Raw genomic sequence first — 16,260 nt, 5'->3', positions numbered from 1 at the left:
AGCTAAAGGGAATTATAGGCAACTGGCTTGCCTGAACCTGTAGTTGGTCCTACGCAGATAAATCTACGCAACTTCGATATGGCTGTTTTGCTCGGCAGATGCGCAGACGCGTGAAATCCTCAGGTATCCGGAGCGGTCCAGAGGCGGTTGTCCTGCGGGATGGGCGAGAAATCGTGCCATTCCGACAGCTTCTCGCGATAACGCTGCCTGTAGGCGGCGTCATCCGTGAAGGTCATGTTCTCCAGAACGAGTTCTGCGCCGATGTCGTAGTAGACATCGAGGTTGCGCAGGTCCGGCACAGGCGTTTCGCCGCGCTCGCATTCCGCCTGCATCTGCCAGAAAAGCTCTTCCAGACGGCGGGCGAGGCCCGGAATATCGCGCAATACGCTGGTTTCGCGTGCATCCTTCAGGGCCTGTTTGAGCCGGCCGAGGCTTGCAGGATCCTTTGCGAATCCGATTGCCTTCTCGACGTAGTCCTCCGGGTCGGTGCAGATCAGGTCCGGAATGCCGGCTGCCGCGACGATGCTGTGGCAGAAGCGCGCCGCAAAGCTCTTGCCGGGGAAGGTAAGTACCGGCAGACCAACGGTCAGCGCGTCGGCTGCGGTCGAATGGGCGCCATAAGGGAAGGTGTCAAGGAACAGATCGGCCACCGCAATGCGGGCGAGGTGTCGGGCGTTCGGTGCCTTGGGCGCGAAGATCAGGCGTTCGGGTGCGACACCTGCACTCTCCGCAATCTTCCGCAGGCGCTGGTCGGCGCTGTCGTTGCCGCTCAGGAGCCAGAGCACGCTGCCGGGTGTGGCGACGAGGATCTTCATCCACTGGGCGAAGGTGTCCTCGGTGATCTTCTGCATACCGTTGAAGCAGGCGAAGACGAAGGCGTCTTCAGGAAGGCCCGCTTCGGCGCGCGAAGGGGTTTCAGCGATCGCCCTCTTGCGGTCGATGGGTTGGCAGCAGGCGATGCGCAGCACTTTTTCCGAGTAGTAGATCTCGTTTTCCGGCGGAACGATGTGGCCGTCGGTAATCATATATTGGTGGAACGGGCTGCCCATGGAGCCTGGATAGCCGCAGAAATTGACGATGACCGGTGCCGGGCGGTAGGCGAAGATCTTCGTTCTCGCACTCTTGGTGTAACCATTGACGTCGATGAGGATATCGATGTCGTCGTTTGCGATCTGTCGCGCCGCTTCCTCATCGTTGAGCGGGGAGATATCGCGCCAGCAGTCGACCGCTTTCTTCATGCGGGCCTGCGTTGCGTCGTTCGGCGCGGGATCGCCGCAATAATAGGCGTAGATTTCAACGCTTTCCTTGTCGTGCAATTCCAGCACTTCGCGAAGCGCGAAGCCGACTGCGTGGTCCCGGAGGTCGGACGATACGTAGCCGACGCGAAGCCGCTGGCCGGTGCCGACCTTCCGCTTTGGCGTCTTGCGCGGGAAGCCGCTTATATCAGGGCGCCCGACGAAGGACTTGTTATAACGGTATGCGCGTGCAAGCTGGAACAGCGGATCGTCAGAGAAGCAGGCAAGCGCCAATGGCGACATGGAATCGATCTGTTGCCGCTTTGAAATATGGTCAGAGGAGGCCAGGATCGGCCATGTGCACAGGCGTTGCCTGATCGCGCTCCAGTGCTGGCCGGCTTCGGTCTTGTCGGGCCGCAGTTCCATGGCCTGCCAGAGGACCGTCTCCGCTTCTTCCAGCAGGCCGGCATTTTCCATGACGCGGCCGATATGCTGGAGCGCCATGAGGCGATGGGAGATCCGGTCCGCCGTGCTGTCTGAGGTCAGCTCCACCAGAGTGCGCCATTGCTGTATGGCCTGCGTCGCAACGCCGGCGTCCTCGAAGGCCCGTCCTAAATTGATATGTGCGGGGCCGAACTTCGGATCGAGTTTCAGGCAGGCCCTGAGTGCATGGATGGAGCCCGCGATATCGCCAAGCTGGCGGAGCGTCACGGAGTAGTTGAAGTAAACGAGATGGAGGAAGGGATGCCCCTCGTTGAAGGCGATCCAGCTCTTGTAGATCTCGGCGGCCTCGGCTTTCAGCCCGGCTGCACTTCTGCTTTCAGCAAACTGGAAGAGATCGTTGAACGGCAGTTTCTGGGTGCGGGCAAGCTCCAGCATGCCGGCGAGGGCGGAAATGGATTTCGAGGCCGATAGATCATTCATGATCCTGAACATCCCGTATATGACCGGCTGTGATGGCCGGCGTTGCCAACGACTCGATAAAAACTCCCCACCGTTAACCAACGAAGCTTGCCCTAGGCATGTCACGAGGCTGTGAAAACATCCGGAATACCGGAGAATCCCACTTTCCGGCTGTATGGACTTATGTCATTTGTATATACATATTCATTGTTCAAGCCGAGAGGTGGCGTCAGGGCATGCAGGTCGAGCGGTATTCTCCGCGGATCGAGGGATATGGCGGTACGCGGACCGCAAGCCTTGACATGTATGCCAGTCCGGCACCGATAGCTGCCGCAAATGACGCGCTCTGGCGCTTTCTTCGTGACGGGTTTCGACAGCAGGGGATAGATGGCGCTCCCGACGCCCTAAACGCCGATCTCGCCTACAACGAAATCTGGTTTCATCCCGGCCTCCTGTTCGCCCAAACCTGTGGCTACCCCTATATGCACAGCCTTCGGGGCCATGTGCGTCTCGTTGCCACTCCGAGTTATGCCCTTCCCGGCTGCGATGGTCCTGATGCCTGCAGCTTCATCATCGTTCGCGCGGACGATCCCGTCGGTTCGCTGGAAAACCTCCGCGGCACCACTGCCGCGATCAACAGCCGCGACAGCAATTCCGGCATGAACCTTTTTCGCCGGGCGGTCGCTCCTTTCGCTCAAGACGGGTGTTTCTTCTCCGCCGTAGTCGAAACTGGCGGGCATATTGCCAGCGTCGCGGCCGTCACAGCCGGCGATGCCGATGTCGCGGCGATCGATTGTGTCACCTACGGGAATCTGCAGCGCTTCGCTCCGGACCGGCTCGCAGGTGTTCGTGTTCTGGCGCGCACCCCATCGGGGCCGGGCCTGCCGTTCATCACCAGGGCAAGCGCTTCGGACGGCGAGGTGGAAGCCATGCGCCAAGTGTTGCGCGCCGCCCTTGTCGACCCTGCCATGGAGCAGGTCCGCCAGACGCTTGCCTTGCGCGATATCGTCACCCTCTCCGATGCCGATTATGGCCGGCTGCTCGTGTTTGAAGAGGAGGCCCGCTCCATGGGATATCCGCAGCTCGCCTGACTGACGATCTCTATGTAATGCTATATTTTCTGTAGAATATATTGAATAATATATCCGCCCGCCGCCTCGGCACATTTCTGGAGTTCTCCATGCCGGAAAATCGCACTGCGACCGTTCAGTCCCTGCCGCCGGTCTCCCGCATCGAATGGCCTACGATCCTTCTGGCAGTCGTCATCTATGGCGGGTTTCTGGCCGTGACATGGTGGTGGCAGTCGCTGCCAGTCCTGCTGGTTGTCGTCATCGGCGCCTGGCTGATCGCCTGGCAGGGATCGTTGCAGCATGAGGTGATCCACGGGCACCCGACACGCAATCAATGGACCAACGACGCGATCGGCTGGCCGCCCATTTCGCTATGGCTTCCCTATACGATCTACAAGGAGAGCCATCTCGTGCATCATCGCGACGAGTACCTGACGGATCCAATCGAAGACCCTGAATCCTACTATCTCACTCAGGTCGCATGGAACGCGATGGGCTCGGTCGGCCAGATGCTTTCGCGCTGGAACACGACCCTTCTCGGTCGCCTGACCATCGGTCCCGCGGTCATGCTTTTCATCTTCCTGACGCAGGAGGCATTGATGATCCTTCGCGGCGACCGGCAGCGCGGAATGATCTGGCTTCGTCACGGTCTTGGCGTGGCGGCGGTGCTCTATTGGGTGCTCTACATCTGCGGCATGCCGTTCTGGCTCTATCTTCTCGGCTTCGTCTATGCCGGTGCGGCCTTGAGCCGACTGCGCTCCTATGCCGAGCATCGCTACGCCGACAGCTACGAAGAGCGTACCGCAATCGTCGAAAACAGCCCTTTGTTCGGTCTGCTTTTTCTCTACAACAACCTGCATGTTCTGCATCATGAACGTCCCGGCGTTCCGTGGTATCACATTCCGGCTCTCTATCGTCGCGACCGCGAGGCGCTGGTCGCGCTGAATGGCGGGCTGCTTTATGATGGTTATCTCGACGTCGCCCGCCGTTATCTGCTGACACCGCATCATGATCCGAGACATCCGCACCATCCCTGAACACCTGACACGCCGGGCTTATCCGGCGGTCGGTCACCTGCGGATCCCCTGCCTGCAAAAGGAACTCCCTTATGAGTGAGACCGTCATTCTCGATGGCCCCCTGACATGGCGGGAGATTGCGGCCGTTGCCGGGGGAGCGAATTTACAGCTGTCCGATGCCGCTTGGCAACGCATCGAGCATGCGCGCGACATTACCGACGCTCTGGTTGCAAACGGTATTCGCGGCTATGGCATCAATACCGGTGTGGGTGCCCTTTGTGATGTCGTCATCGATGAGAGCCAACAGAAGGCGCTGTCACGAAACATCCTCCTCAGCCATGCCTGCGGCGTCGGCGATCCGCTTGGCAAGCCCGAAACCCGTGCCGTCATGGCGGCTCAGATCGCCAATTTCGCCCATGGCTACTCCGGCGTTCGCCGGGAGACGGTCGAGGCCTTGCTGACCCTGCTGAACGGTGACATCCTGCCCGTCATTCCCGCTCGGGGTTCGGTCGGCTATCTCACCCACGCCGCCGCCATAGGCACGGTGCTGATCGGTGAAGGGGATGCGCGGCATGGCGGTGTCATCATGACCGGGAGGGAGGCTCTCGCCCGCGCCGGATTGCCTCCACTTGTGCCGCTGGCCAAGGAAGGGCTGAGCCTCGTCAACGGTACGCCTTGCGCGACCGGCCTTGCCTCGCTGGCGCTCGCCCGTGTGGAAAGGCTCCTGGAGTGGGCGGATGCGGCGGCGGCACTGACCTATGAAAACCTTGGCGCGCAGGCGGACCCATTCGCGGCCATGCCGCTCACCCTTCGCAAGTCTCCCGGATTGCAGACGGTTGGCGATAATTTGCGGCGCTGGCTCGACGGTAGTGAACGGTTGAAACAATCTGCCGGCCGCCGCACGCAGGATCCGTTGAGCCTGCGCGCCATTCCGCAGATACACGGTGCGGTGCGAGATGCCTTCGCGCAGGTCGCGGAAGTCGTAGACCGCGAGCTTTCAAGTGTCACGGACAATCCGGTGGTTACCGGAAGCGCTTCCGCGCCAGAGGTGCATTCGCAGGCCCATGCGGTGGGGGCCGCCCTCGGTCTTGCAATGGATGCGCTCGCTGTCGCGGCTGCGGAACTCACGGCGATCTCGGAGCGACGGATCGACCGGCTGGTCAACCCGCTGGTCAGCGGCTTGCCGGCCTTCCTTGCCGCGGATAACGGTGTCTGCTCCGGCTTCATGATCATCCAGTACACTGCGGCGGCGCTCGTGGCGGAAAACCGACGGCTGGCCGCACCGGCAAGCCTCGATGGCGGCATTACCTCTGCCTTGCAGGAGGATATCCTGACCCATGCGACGCCGGCCGCCGACAAGGCTCTCGCCATTATCGGCAATCTCGAAACGGTTATCGTCATCGAACTGCTTGCGGCCGCGCAGGCCTTCGATCTCCAGCCGCAGACACCACCGGCGGCCCCGGCGACGGCGGTTCTCCACCGAAGGATACGCGCCCGTGTGCCGTATTACCGCGACGACCGCCCCTTGAACGGGCTTGTTAAAGAAGTGCGGCAGTTTATCGGCACAAACCTTCCGACGCTTGACTGAGGACATCGATTCCAGCCGATCATTTTCAAGTGTTCATTTCTTGACGACAGAATGGTTCTCCGTGGCAACTTGACGCAGGGGAAGGGCGCGGTATTTTAGATCATGCGAGAGTGCGAGAATGCGCGGCTCGTTCCTCCCAAAAAATAAGGATTGACGCGCCCATGCTCAAATCCGTCCTTTCCGTAATCGTTGCTTGCGCCATCGTCGTTCTGATCGGGTTCGGCATTTATGCCTACCACTCGCCGATCGCCGCGATGTCCGCGGACGAACGCCCGAAGTTCGATGCCGCAACGATCGAAAAGGGACGTGTTCTCGCTGCTGCGGGATACTGTTCCACCTGTCATACCGCACAGGGCGGTGAGCCCTATGCCGGCAATTATCCGATCGAGACCGAGTTCGGCACGATCTATGCCTCCAACATCACGCCCGATCCGGAGACCGGCATCGGTACATGGTCGCCCGAAGCCTTCCGGCGTGCCATGCATGACGGCGTCAATCGCCAGGGCAGCCATCTCCTCCCGGCTTTCCCCTTCGATCACTTCACCAAGATGACCGACGAGGATGTCGATGCGATCTATGCCTACATCATGGCCGACATCGCGCCGGTGAAGGAAGAGACCAAGGTAAGCTCCATTCCCTTCCCCCTCAACCAGCGCATCCTGCAGGCTGGCTGGAAGTTGCTCTTCGTCAATTTCGGCCGCTATGAGCCGGATCCCTCCAAATCGGACCAGTGGAACCGCGGCGCCTATCTCGCCGAGGGCGTTTCTCACTGTGGAGCCTGTCATACGCCCCGCAACGCGGTGGGTGCTGAAATGAAGACGGCTGAATACGCCGGCGCTTCTATCGACAAGTGGCTTGCTCCGGCTCTAACTGCCGCCAACCCCTCCGCCGTGCCGTGGAGTGCGGCCGAGTTCACGCAATATCTCGAAACCGGTTCCGGCACCTATCACGGCATTGCCGCCGGCCCGATGGGTCCGGTGGTGCATGCCGGTCTCAGGGAATTGCCGAAGAGCGATCTCGAGGCGATCGGTGCCTATCTCGGCGATGTTGTCGGCGCACCGGACAGCGATCCGGCCCAGAACCCGATCGTGCAGGCGAGCCTTGAGGCGGGGCGGCCCGATCCGACGTACCGCAAGGATCTCGGCGAGCGCCTTTATGCGACCGCCTGTGCCTCCTGTCATTACAACGCCACCAGCGTGATCGAGGGGCGTCCCGATCTGGCGATCAATTCGGCAACCCGGCTCGGCGATCCGACCAACCTCATCCATGTTATCCTCGACGGCGTGAATGCCGTGAACGGGACCAAGGGTGTGGTGATGCCTGCCTTCCGCAATGCGCTCTCCGACGAGGAAATCGCGGCCATTGCCGGCTATCTGCGTGACAAGCGCACCGATCTCGGCCCGTGGCCGGATCTTGCGCGCAAGGTCGCCGATATCCGAGCCGAAGCTGTCACGAATTGACGAGGACATGACTATGATCGAGTTCACAATCAACGGCCGCGCCGTCAAGATCGACGTGGAACCTGATACTCCGCTGCTATGGGTCATTCGTGACGAAGCTGGCCTCACCGGCACCAAATACGGCTGCGGCATCGGCATGTGCGGTGCCTGTACCGTCCATGTCGGCGGGCGCGCCACGCGCTCCTGCATAACTGCGGTCCAGGACGTGGCCGGCGCGGATGTAACCACCATCGAAGGCCTCGACAGCGAGGGCATGCACCCCGTCCAGCAGGCCTGGCGTCACTTGCGGGTGCCGCAATGTGGCTACTGTCAGTCCGGCCAGATCATGCAGGCGGCTGCCTTTCTGAAGGATATTCCCAATCCCACCGATGATGACATTGATGCCGTTATGACCGGCAATCTCTGTCGTTGCATGACCTATGGCCGCATCCGCGAGGCTGTTCGCGAAGCAGCCGCCGCAATGAGAGGGGAAACCGTCAATGGCTGATACCGTTCGTTTCTCCCTTCCCAAGGGCAAGGGACCGCAACTCAACCGCCGTGGCTTCCTGATTTCCATGTGCGCGGCCGGCGCAGTGTTCGGCTTCCCGCGCGGAGGTCTTGCGGCCATGAACCCGCAGGTCGCGGATGGCCTGCCGGTCGAGGCCGCTGGCGCTCGCTATGAGCCTGCGATCTGGTACTGGCTCGATGCCGAGGGCAAGGTCAACGTCAATATTATCCGCGCCGAGATGGGCCAGCATGTCGGCACCGCGATCGCCCGCATCCTTGCCGACGAACTCGGTGCGAAATGGGATGACGTGCATATCGAACATGTCGATACCGATGCCAAATGGGGCCTCATGGTCACAGGCGGCAGTTGGTCCGTCTGGCAGAGCTGGCCGGTCTATCGACAGGCCGGTGCCGCGGGACGCGTGGCGCTTGCCGAAAAGGCGGCGGAACTCTGGGGAATCCCCGCATCGGACATCAAAGTGGCCGATGGCGTGGTTTCCGGCGGCGGGAACACCGCCACGTTCGGAGAACTGGTGGCGCAGGGCCTAACCCGAAGTTTCTCCGAGGACGAACTCAAGGCTCTCCCGCTCAAGCCTCATTCCGAGCTGACCATGGTTGGCAAGGATGTGACAGCGCTCGACATCTCGGGCAAGACGACGGGCCAGGCGATCTTCGGCATCGACGCCAAGGTCGAAGGCATGGTCTATGCCGTGCCGCTTATGCCGCCGACACGCTACGGTTCGGAAATCGTCAGCATTGACGACAGCGTTGCGAAATCCGTCAAGGGCTATCAGCAGACGATCAGGCTCGAGGATCCCTCGGGAACCGTTCCGGGCTGGGCCATGGTGATCGCGGCCAGTTATTGGGCCGCCTGCAAGGCGTCCGAGCTTGTGAAGGTCGAGTGGAAGGCCGGCGAAACCGCCAAGGTGGGCGAGGCCGATATTCAGGACCACGCCCGCAAGCTGATCGCGGATGAAAGCAAGGGGGCGATCCTCGATACAGGCGACACCAATGTCAATCCGGTCTTCGCCAAGGCTGCCGATACGATCGAGGCCGAATATACCACGGCGACGGTGCTGCACTTCCAGCTCGAACCGCTCAACGCTCTGGCCTTCCAGAATCCGGAGGGCGTATGGGAACTCCACACCGGCAACCAATGGCAGTCACTTGCGCTGCCTTGGCTGCAGAAGGCTCTCGGCGTGGACGAAAACGGCGTCATCATGCGCAGTTACCTGCTCGGCGGTGGCTTCGGCCGGCGGCTGAACGGCGACTATGCGGTGCCGGTTGCGCTCGCTTCCAAGGCGCTCGGCGGTAAGCCGGTGAAGATGGTGATGATGCGGCCGCAGGACGTGTTGTTCGACAGCCCGCGTTCGCCGTCGGTGCAGAAGCTGCGCATGGCATTCGACGAGAACAGGAACGTCATTGCGATGGATACGGCAGTCGCAGCCGGCTGGCCGACCAAGGTAATGATCCCGGGCTTCATGCCGAAGGGTGTCAATGGAGAAGCCTACGATCCCTTCTCCAGCGATGGCGGCGACCATTGGTATTCGGTGGGCGCTCAGCGGCTGCGGGCGATCTCCAACGATCTGGCGGAAAGCACCTTCCGTCCAGGTTGGCTGCGTTCCGTCTCTCCGGGCTGGATCAACTGGTCGGTGGAAAGCTTCATGCACGAGGCTGCGGTACAGGCCGGCAAGGACCCGCTGCAGTTTCGTCTCGATCTCCTGAAGGCTGAGGGACGCAACGCCGGCACTGCGCCGGATTCCGTCGGCGGGGCTTCAAGGCAGGCGTATGTGCTTTCCCGCGTCGCCGAACTCTCGGGCTATGGCAAGACCGCGCTTCCCGCTGACACCGCCATCGGGCTTGCGACGACCTATGGGCAGGCGCGTTCCATGCCAACATGGGTCGGTGGAGCCGTACAGCTCCATGTCGACCGCAAGACCGGCCACATCGACGTGCAAAAGATCTGGCTGGTGGTGGACTGCGGCATCGCCGTCGATCCCGATGGCGCCCGTGCTCAGTGCGAGGGGTCTGCCCTCTGGGGACTTTCCATGGCGCTCTATGAGGGCACGGAGTTCGAGAACGGGCAGGTGCGTGACAGCAATCTAGACACCTACACACCGCTACGGATGATTGACACGCCTGAGCTGGTGGTGGAGATCGTCGAAAGTACCGAAGTGCCGGTTGGTCTCGGTGAGCCGGGAACGACGGTCGTGGCGCCGGCAATCGGCAATGCGATCTTCGAGGCGGTCGGTGTACGCCTGCGCCATCTTCCCATCACTCCGGAAGCGGTGCTTGCGGCACTGAAGGGCTAGGTTGGATCGACATTCATGATCCATGTCATCACCTTGAGGAGATGAATGAAGCTCGGAGGTACGCAACTGTGCGGCTCCAGCGGGCCGCGAAGCGACGGACGTGCTCCATTCGACCGAAGCCGTTCGATGCGGTTGTTTGGTTTTAATGGGACACGGCCTCGGTTCTCATCCCGGCGGTGATTTCCCGTAATCCGATCACATCATGGTTTCCATGGGAACGCCCGGCCGAACTCGGCCGGGCGTTCATGCTTTTCCGGCCAGGTCGGACCAGTGTCGCAAGGCATTTGATAAAGCGTCGTTCCGCCCGCTCAATTTCCATCCGGGCGATTGACGCGCATTCCAAAAAATGGAATAAATAGTTTGCGAGATGACAAATACGGTTTCTTTATTCCGTTTTCCTCATCGAGCGAAGGAGGATACGCAACCGGTCGGGGAGGCTGGTTTCCGGCATGAACGAGTGGCGCCGGACACACTGGGAGGAGAAGATCATGATGAAGAAGCTCGTACTGGGCGCGGCTGTTTCCGTGCTCCTGAGCACCGCTGCGCATGCGGAGACCGTAGGCGTTTCCATGGCGTTGTTCGACGATAACTTTCTGACCGTTCTGCGCAACGGCATGCAGGACTATGCCAAAGACATGAGCGGTGTCACGCTGCAGGTCGAGGATGCGCAGAACGACGTAGCCAAGCAGCAGAGCCAGATCCAGAACTTCATCGCTGCAGGCGTCGATGCCATCATCGTCAATCCGGTTGATACCGATGCGACGGTTGCCATGTCGAAGCTCGCTGCCGATGCCGGCATTCCGCTTGTTTACGTCAACCGTGAACCCGTCAACGTCAACGAACTGCCGGACAAGCAGTCCTTCGTCGCATCCGAAGAAATCGTTGCCGGCACCCTGGAAACTAAGGAAGTGTGCCGTCTTCTCGGCGGCAAGGGCAAGGCCGTCGTCATGATGGGCGAGCTTTCCAACCAGGGCGCCCGCATGCGCACCCAGGCCGTTCGTGATGTGGTCGCGACCGACGAATGCAAGGGCATCGAGATCGTAGAAGAGCAGACCGCCAACTGGCAGCGTACGCAAGGTTCCGACCTCGTGACCAACTGGCTGTCGAGTGGTCTCGAATTCAACGCTGTCATCGCCAACAACGATGAAATGGCAATTGGTGCAATCCAGGCGCTCAAGGCTGCCGGCAAGGACATGAAGGAATATGTCGTCGCAGGTGTCGACGCGACCCAGGACGCTCTGGCTGCCATGGAAGCGGGCGATCTCGATGTCACCGTGTTCCAGAACGCTGCCGGACAGGGCAAGGGCGCTCTCGATGCTGCCCTGAAGCTCGCCAAGGGCGAAGCCGTCGACAAGAAGGTCTACATTCCCTTCGAACTCGTGACGCCGGAAAACCTCAAGGACTACCAGGCTAAGAACTGATCTTTCTCTCAGGAAAGACCGAAAGGAGTGCGGGCTATCGCCCGCATTCCACCCCGGATGATGAGCGAGGAGACTTTGCTATGGTCAGCCCGACAACGATGGCTGCTGTCCGCAAGAGCGGCGCGATCCCGAATGCCGAATTTCTTCTGGCCGCGGAAGGCATCCGCAAGGAATTCCCCGGTGTGGTGGCGCTCGACGATGTCAGCTTCCATCTGAAGCGTGGCAGCGTGCACGCCCTGATGGGAGAAAACGGCGCCGGCAAATCCACGCTGATGAAGATCCTTGCCGGCATCTATCAGCCCGATCAAGGCAGCGTGCTCATGAAGGGCGTCGAGATTCAGCTTCAATCGCCCCTCGATGCGCTCGAAAACGGTATCGCAATGATCCATCAGGAACTCAACCTGATGTCCTACATGACTGTCGCGGAAAACATCTGGATCCGCCGTGAGCCGCTGAACCGTTTCGGCCTCGTGGATCACAAGGAGATGAACCGGAAGACGGCCGCTCTCTTCAATCGCCTGAACATCGCGATCCATCCGGAAACCAAGGTCGGCGACCTCTCCGTTGCCAACCGGCAGATGGTCGAGATCGCCAAGGCGGTGTCCTACGAGTCCGATGTGCTGATCATGGATGAGCCGACGTCGGCGCTGACCGAGCGCGAGGTGGAACATTTGTTCCGCATCATTCGCGATCTTCGCGAACAGGGGATCGGCATCGTCTATATCACCCACAAGATGAACGAGCTTTTCGAAATCGCCGACGAATTCTCGGTGTTCCGCGACGGCAAGTATATCGGCACCCATGCTTCGAGCGACGTCACCCGTGATGACATCATCCGCATGATGGTCGGCCGCGAGATCACTCAGATGTTTCCCAAGGAGGATGTCCCGCTCGGGGATGTCATTCTGTCCGTGAAGAACCTGACGCTCGACGGCGTCTTTCGCGATGTTTCCTTCGATGTCCGTGCCGGCGAGATCCTCGGCGTGGCCGGCCTTGTAGGGTCGGGCCGTTCGAACGTCGCCGAAACCATTTTCGGCGTCACGCCGGCCTCATCCGGTTCGATCGAGATCGACGGCAAACCCGTTGCGATCGACAGCCCGACCGAGGCCATCCGCAACCGCATGGCTTTCCTCACCGAGGACCGGAAGGATACCGGCTGCCTGCTGATCCTCTCGGTGCTGGAAAACATGCAGCTCGCCGTGCTGCAGGATCGCTATGTCGACAAGGGTTTCGTCGAGCAGAAGAGCCTCAATACGGCCTGCGAAGACATGTGCCGCAAGTTGCGCGTGAAAACACCTAACCTCAACGAGCGCATCGAAAATCTTTCCGGCGGCAACCAGCAGAAGGTGCTGATCGGTCGCTGGATGCTGACCAATCCGAGGATCCTCATTCTCGACGAACCGACCCGCGGCATCGATGTCGGAGCCAAGGCGGAAATCCATCGGCTGGTCACCGAAATGACCAGGAATGGCGTCGCCGTCATCATGATCTCGTCCGAGATGCCGGAAGTTCTCGGCATGAGCGATCGCGTCATGGTCATGCACGAGGGACGCGTTACCGGCTTCCTCGACCGTTCGGAAGCCACACAGATCAAGGTCATGGACCTCGCGTCGCGCTGACGCCGTCCCGATGAACGAAAGGGAGGAGATGATGAACCATCCAACTGCCACCAAGGCCGATGTCGATCTGAAGACAGGCCGGCCCAACAGCCACCGCATTCCGCCGGAAGCCAACATCCTGCTGGTGCTCATCGGCATTGCCCTGATCTTCGAGCTGCTCGGCTGGGTGTTCGTCGGCCAGAGCTTCCTCATGAACCCGCAGCGCCTGACGATCATGATCCTGCAGGTCGCGGTGATCGGCATCATTTCGGTCGGGGTGACGCAGGTCATCATTACCGGCGGTATCGATCTGTCCTCCGGCTCGGTCGTCGGTATGACGGCGATGATCTCGGCGAGTTTCGCCCAGTCCTCGACCTGGTCGCGCGCGCTCTATCCGGGCCTGACGGACATGCCGTTCTTCGTCCCGATTGCCGTCGGTATTCTGATCGGCCTGCTGGCCGGTTACATCAACGGCCAGCTGATCGCCCGAACCAAGATCCCGCCCTTCATCGCTACGCTGGGCATGATGGTAACGGCGCGCGGTATTTCCAAGTGGTACACCAAGGGCCAGCCGGTCTCCGGTTTGACCGAGCAGTTCACCTTCATCGGTACCGGCATCTGGCCCGTGGTGGTGTTCCTTCTCGTCGCGATCATCTTCCATATCGCGCTGCGCTACACCCGCTATGGCAAGTTCACCTATGCGATCGGCGCCAACGTTCAGGCGGCCCGGGTTTCCGGTATCAATGTCGAAAAGCATCTGATCAAGGTTTATGCCATCGCCGGCATGCTGGCCGGTCTTGCAGGCATCGTCACGGCAGCTCGAGCACAGACCGCGCAGGCCGGCATGGGCGTGATGTACGAACTCGATGCGATCGCCGCAGCCGTCATTGGCGGGACGTCGCTTGCGGGAGGTGCTGGCCGTATCACCGGTACGGTGATCGGCACGATCATCCTCGGCGTCATGACTTCAGGCTTCACCTTCCTGCGTGTCGATGCCTACTACCAGGAAATCATCAAGGGCATGATTATCGTGGCCGCCGTGGTTGCGGACGTCTACCGTCAGAAGAAGCGCGCGAAACGCTGATCTCCTCCTCAACCTCAGGGCCGGCTTCGCCGGCCCTTTTTCCATTCGGAGCAGGAATTCTCATGACCGATATCTCCTTTGCGCTGAACCATATGTCCGCGCCGCAACTGCCATTGCCGGCTTTCTTCGATCTTGCGCAAAAGCTCGGAACCAGGGCTGTGGAAATCCGCAACGATCTTGCAGGCAATGCCATCCTCGACGGAACGCGGGCGGACGATATTCGGAAGCTGTCGGAGGACCGGGGGCTCACGATCCTTTCGATCAACGCGCTGCAGCGGTTCAACGAATGGACAACCGAACGCGAGGAAGAAGCGAAGGCGCTTGCAGGCTACGCTCGCGACTGCGGTGCGCGTGCCCTGGTTCTGGTGCCGGTCAATGACGGAAGCGGTCGTGTCGATGGTGAACGGCAGGCGAGTTTGCGCAAGGCCCTGAAAGGTCTGCAACCCATTCTCGCCGATGCCGGGATCGGCGGGCTAGTCGAGCCGCTGGGCTTTCCGATCTGCTCGCTCCGTTCGAAGAGGGAGGCTGTTGAGGCCATCAACGAACTCGGCTTCGGCGCGAGCTTCCGCCTCGTTCACGATACCTTCCATCATCATCTCGCTGGCGAATCTGAACTCTACCCCGCGCAAACCGGGCTCGTGCATATTTCCGGTGTCACCGACAAGGCCGTTGGTGTCGATGACATGCTCGACGCCCATCGCGTGCTGGTCGACGGCGAAGACCGGCTCGGCAATATCGGCCAGATCCGGGCGTTACGCGAACAACGCTATTCCGGCTTCTTCTCGTTCGAACCTTTTGCGTCTTCCGTGCATGAAGCGCCGGACCCGGCCGAGGCCTTGGCGCAGTCGATCGCGTTCATTCGCTCGCGCGTGTGAAAGGGAGATTTCTGATCAAAGAAAAGGGGCGCAAAGCGCCCCTTTTTTGTGTCCGGTTGGTTGTGTCCTCAAGCGACGGATACCCACCCCTTCTCGGCGAATGCCTGGGCCATGGCGTGCACGGAACGCTCGATCTTCAGCCCTTCCTCGAAGTCGATGACATGGGCCTTTTGGCCGCCGATTGCGGCGATCAGTTCGCGGCATTCGATGATCTTCAAGTCGTTGAAGCCGAGGCCGTGGCCGGGGGCGGGAATGAAGCGGTCGTAGGGCTTGTGGTGCGGGGCGGCGAGGATCGTGCGGAAGCCCTGTTCCTCCGGACGGCCGGAGGCCTGATAGAGCTGAAACTCGTTCATCCGTTCCTGATCGTAGAGGATGGAGCCCTGCGAGCCGAAGATCTGCACGGCGATACGCCCCTTGCGTCCCCAGGCGGCGCGGTTGGCGAGCAGCACGGCGGAGATCCCGCCTTCCAGCTTCATCAATACGCTTGCGATGTCGTGGTTCTCGACCTCGCGGTTGCCGCCATCTTTCAGCGGTCTCGTCGGGTAGGGTTTCACCATGTCGGTGACGACACTTTCCACATGACCGAAAAGCGTGAAGAGCAGCGACAGCGGATGAACGGCGAAGTCGTCAAGCGCGCCATAGCCGGAGGCGATCTCGCTCTTCCAGTAGAAGGGCGTTTCGGGATCGGCCATGAAGTCTTCGTCCATCTCGACGCGAACGTGGTTGACGCTTCCGATCGCGCCTTCGTCGATCAGACGGCGGATATGGCGGATCATCGGGTTCTGGATGTAGTTGTAGCCCATCACGGCGGCGCGGCCGGATTTCTTCGCCGCATCGCGCATGCGAATGGCGTCCTGCAGGGCCGGTGCCATGGGCTTCTCGCACCAGACATGCTTGCCTGCCTCAAGGGCGGCGATTGCCATTTCGGGATGGAAGGCATTGGGTGTCGTCACCGAGATGACGTCGATTTCCGGATCGGAGAGCAGGTCGCGCCAGTTGCCTGTTGAACGGGCGAACCCGAGTTCAGCCGCTTTCTTCGATGCCAGGTCCGCATTCACTTCCGCCAGCGTCACAAGACGGGCCCGCGCTACGTCGCCGAAGACGCTGGCGACGCTGTTCCATGCCAGTGCATGGCATTTGCCCATGTAACCCGTGCCGATCAGGCCGATACCGAGACCGCTCATGTTCTCCTCCCGGGAGCTTCGTTGAAA

At 60.7% G+C, this 16,260-nt stretch carries 12 protein-coding genes; 10 read left to right on the top strand and 2 right to left on the bottom strand.

Features of this window, described 5'->3' with window-relative positions:
• Positions 1-119: 119 nt before the first annotated feature.
• Entirely contained in the window at positions 120-2,159 is a 2,040-nt protein-coding gene (locus H4I99_RS20460) for an O-linked N-acetylglucosamine transferase, SPINDLY family protein (protein WP_163898357.1), read from the bottom strand.
• A 215-nt stretch (positions 2,160-2,374) separates the two neighbouring features.
• On the opposite strand from H4I99_RS20460, the gene H4I99_RS20455 reads away from it, so the two are divergent.
• From H4I99_RS20455 to H4I99_RS20410, 10 genes are all read left to right on the top strand, one after another.
• Positions 2,375-3,229, top strand: a complete 855-nt coding sequence (locus tag H4I99_RS20455) for a phosphate/phosphite/phosphonate ABC transporter substrate-binding protein (protein WP_163898354.1) — start codon at positions 2,375-2,377, stop codon at positions 3,227-3,229.
• A gap of 89 nt (positions 3,230-3,318) precedes the next feature.
• Positions 3,319-4,245, top strand: a complete 927-nt coding sequence (locus H4I99_RS20450) for a fatty acid desaturase (protein WP_163898351.1) — start codon at positions 3,319-3,321, stop codon at positions 4,243-4,245.
• 71 nt (positions 4,246-4,316) lie between these two features.
• Positions 4,317-5,813: an HAL/PAL/TAL family ammonia-lyase gene (locus tag H4I99_RS20445; RefSeq protein WP_163898348.1), complete on the top strand. Its 1,497-nt coding sequence runs from the start codon at positions 4,317-4,319 to the stop codon at positions 5,811-5,813.
• A gap of 161 nt (positions 5,814-5,974) precedes the next feature.
• Positions 5,975-7,273: a c-type cytochrome gene (locus tag H4I99_RS20440; protein ID WP_163898346.1), complete on the top strand. Its 1,299-nt coding sequence runs from the start codon at positions 5,975-5,977 to the stop codon at positions 7,271-7,273.
• 13 nt (positions 7,274-7,286) lie between these two features.
• Positions 7,287-7,760 (top strand): (2Fe-2S)-binding protein, encoded by a 474-nt coding sequence (locus H4I99_RS20435; RefSeq protein ID WP_163898343.1) that lies wholly within the window; start codon positions 7,287-7,289, stop codon positions 7,758-7,760.
• Complete coding sequence (locus tag H4I99_RS20430; RefSeq protein ID WP_163898340.1) at positions 7,753-10,071, top strand: xanthine dehydrogenase family protein molybdopterin-binding subunit; 2,319 nt, start codon at positions 7,753-7,755, stop codon at positions 10,069-10,071. Before H4I99_RS20435 ends, H4I99_RS20430 begins: the two co-directional genes overlap by 8 nt.
• A 491-nt stretch (positions 10,072-10,562) precedes the next feature.
• Positions 10,563-11,492, top strand: a complete 930-nt coding sequence (locus H4I99_RS20425; protein ID WP_163898839.1) for a sugar ABC transporter substrate-binding protein — start codon at positions 10,563-10,565, stop codon at positions 11,490-11,492.
• Positions 11,493-11,572: 80 nt separating this feature from the next.
• Positions 11,573-13,111, top strand: coding sequence for a sugar ABC transporter ATP-binding protein (locus H4I99_RS20420; RefSeq protein WP_164490825.1), 1,539 nt, complete (start codon positions 11,573-11,575; stop codon positions 13,109-13,111).
• Between the two features lie 31 nt (positions 13,112-13,142).
• On the top strand, positions 13,143-14,174 hold the full coding sequence (locus tag H4I99_RS20415; RefSeq protein WP_099061357.1) for an ABC transporter permease: 1,032 nt from the start codon (positions 13,143-13,145) through the stop codon (positions 14,172-14,174).
• A 62-nt stretch (positions 14,175-14,236) separates the two neighbouring features.
• Complete coding sequence (locus H4I99_RS20410; protein WP_163898837.1) at positions 14,237-15,049, top strand: TIM barrel protein; 813 nt, start codon at positions 14,237-14,239, stop codon at positions 15,047-15,049.
• Between the two features lie 68 nt (positions 15,050-15,117).
• Here the strand turns inward: H4I99_RS20410 and H4I99_RS20405 are convergent, their stop codons facing one another.
• Positions 15,118-16,233, bottom strand: coding sequence for a Gfo/Idh/MocA family protein (locus H4I99_RS20405; protein WP_163898834.1), 1,116 nt, complete (start codon positions 16,231-16,233; stop codon positions 15,118-15,120).
• Positions 16,234-16,260: the final 27 nt, after the last annotated feature.

This window comes from Paenirhizobium daejeonense (assembly GCF_014280875.1).
Classification (GTDB): domain Bacteria; phylum Pseudomonadota; class Alphaproteobacteria; order Rhizobiales; family Rhizobiaceae; genus Allorhizobium; species Allorhizobium daejeonense.
Note: the sequence above shows the minus strand (reverse complement) of the source record. Positions and strands in the feature narration are given on the sequence as shown.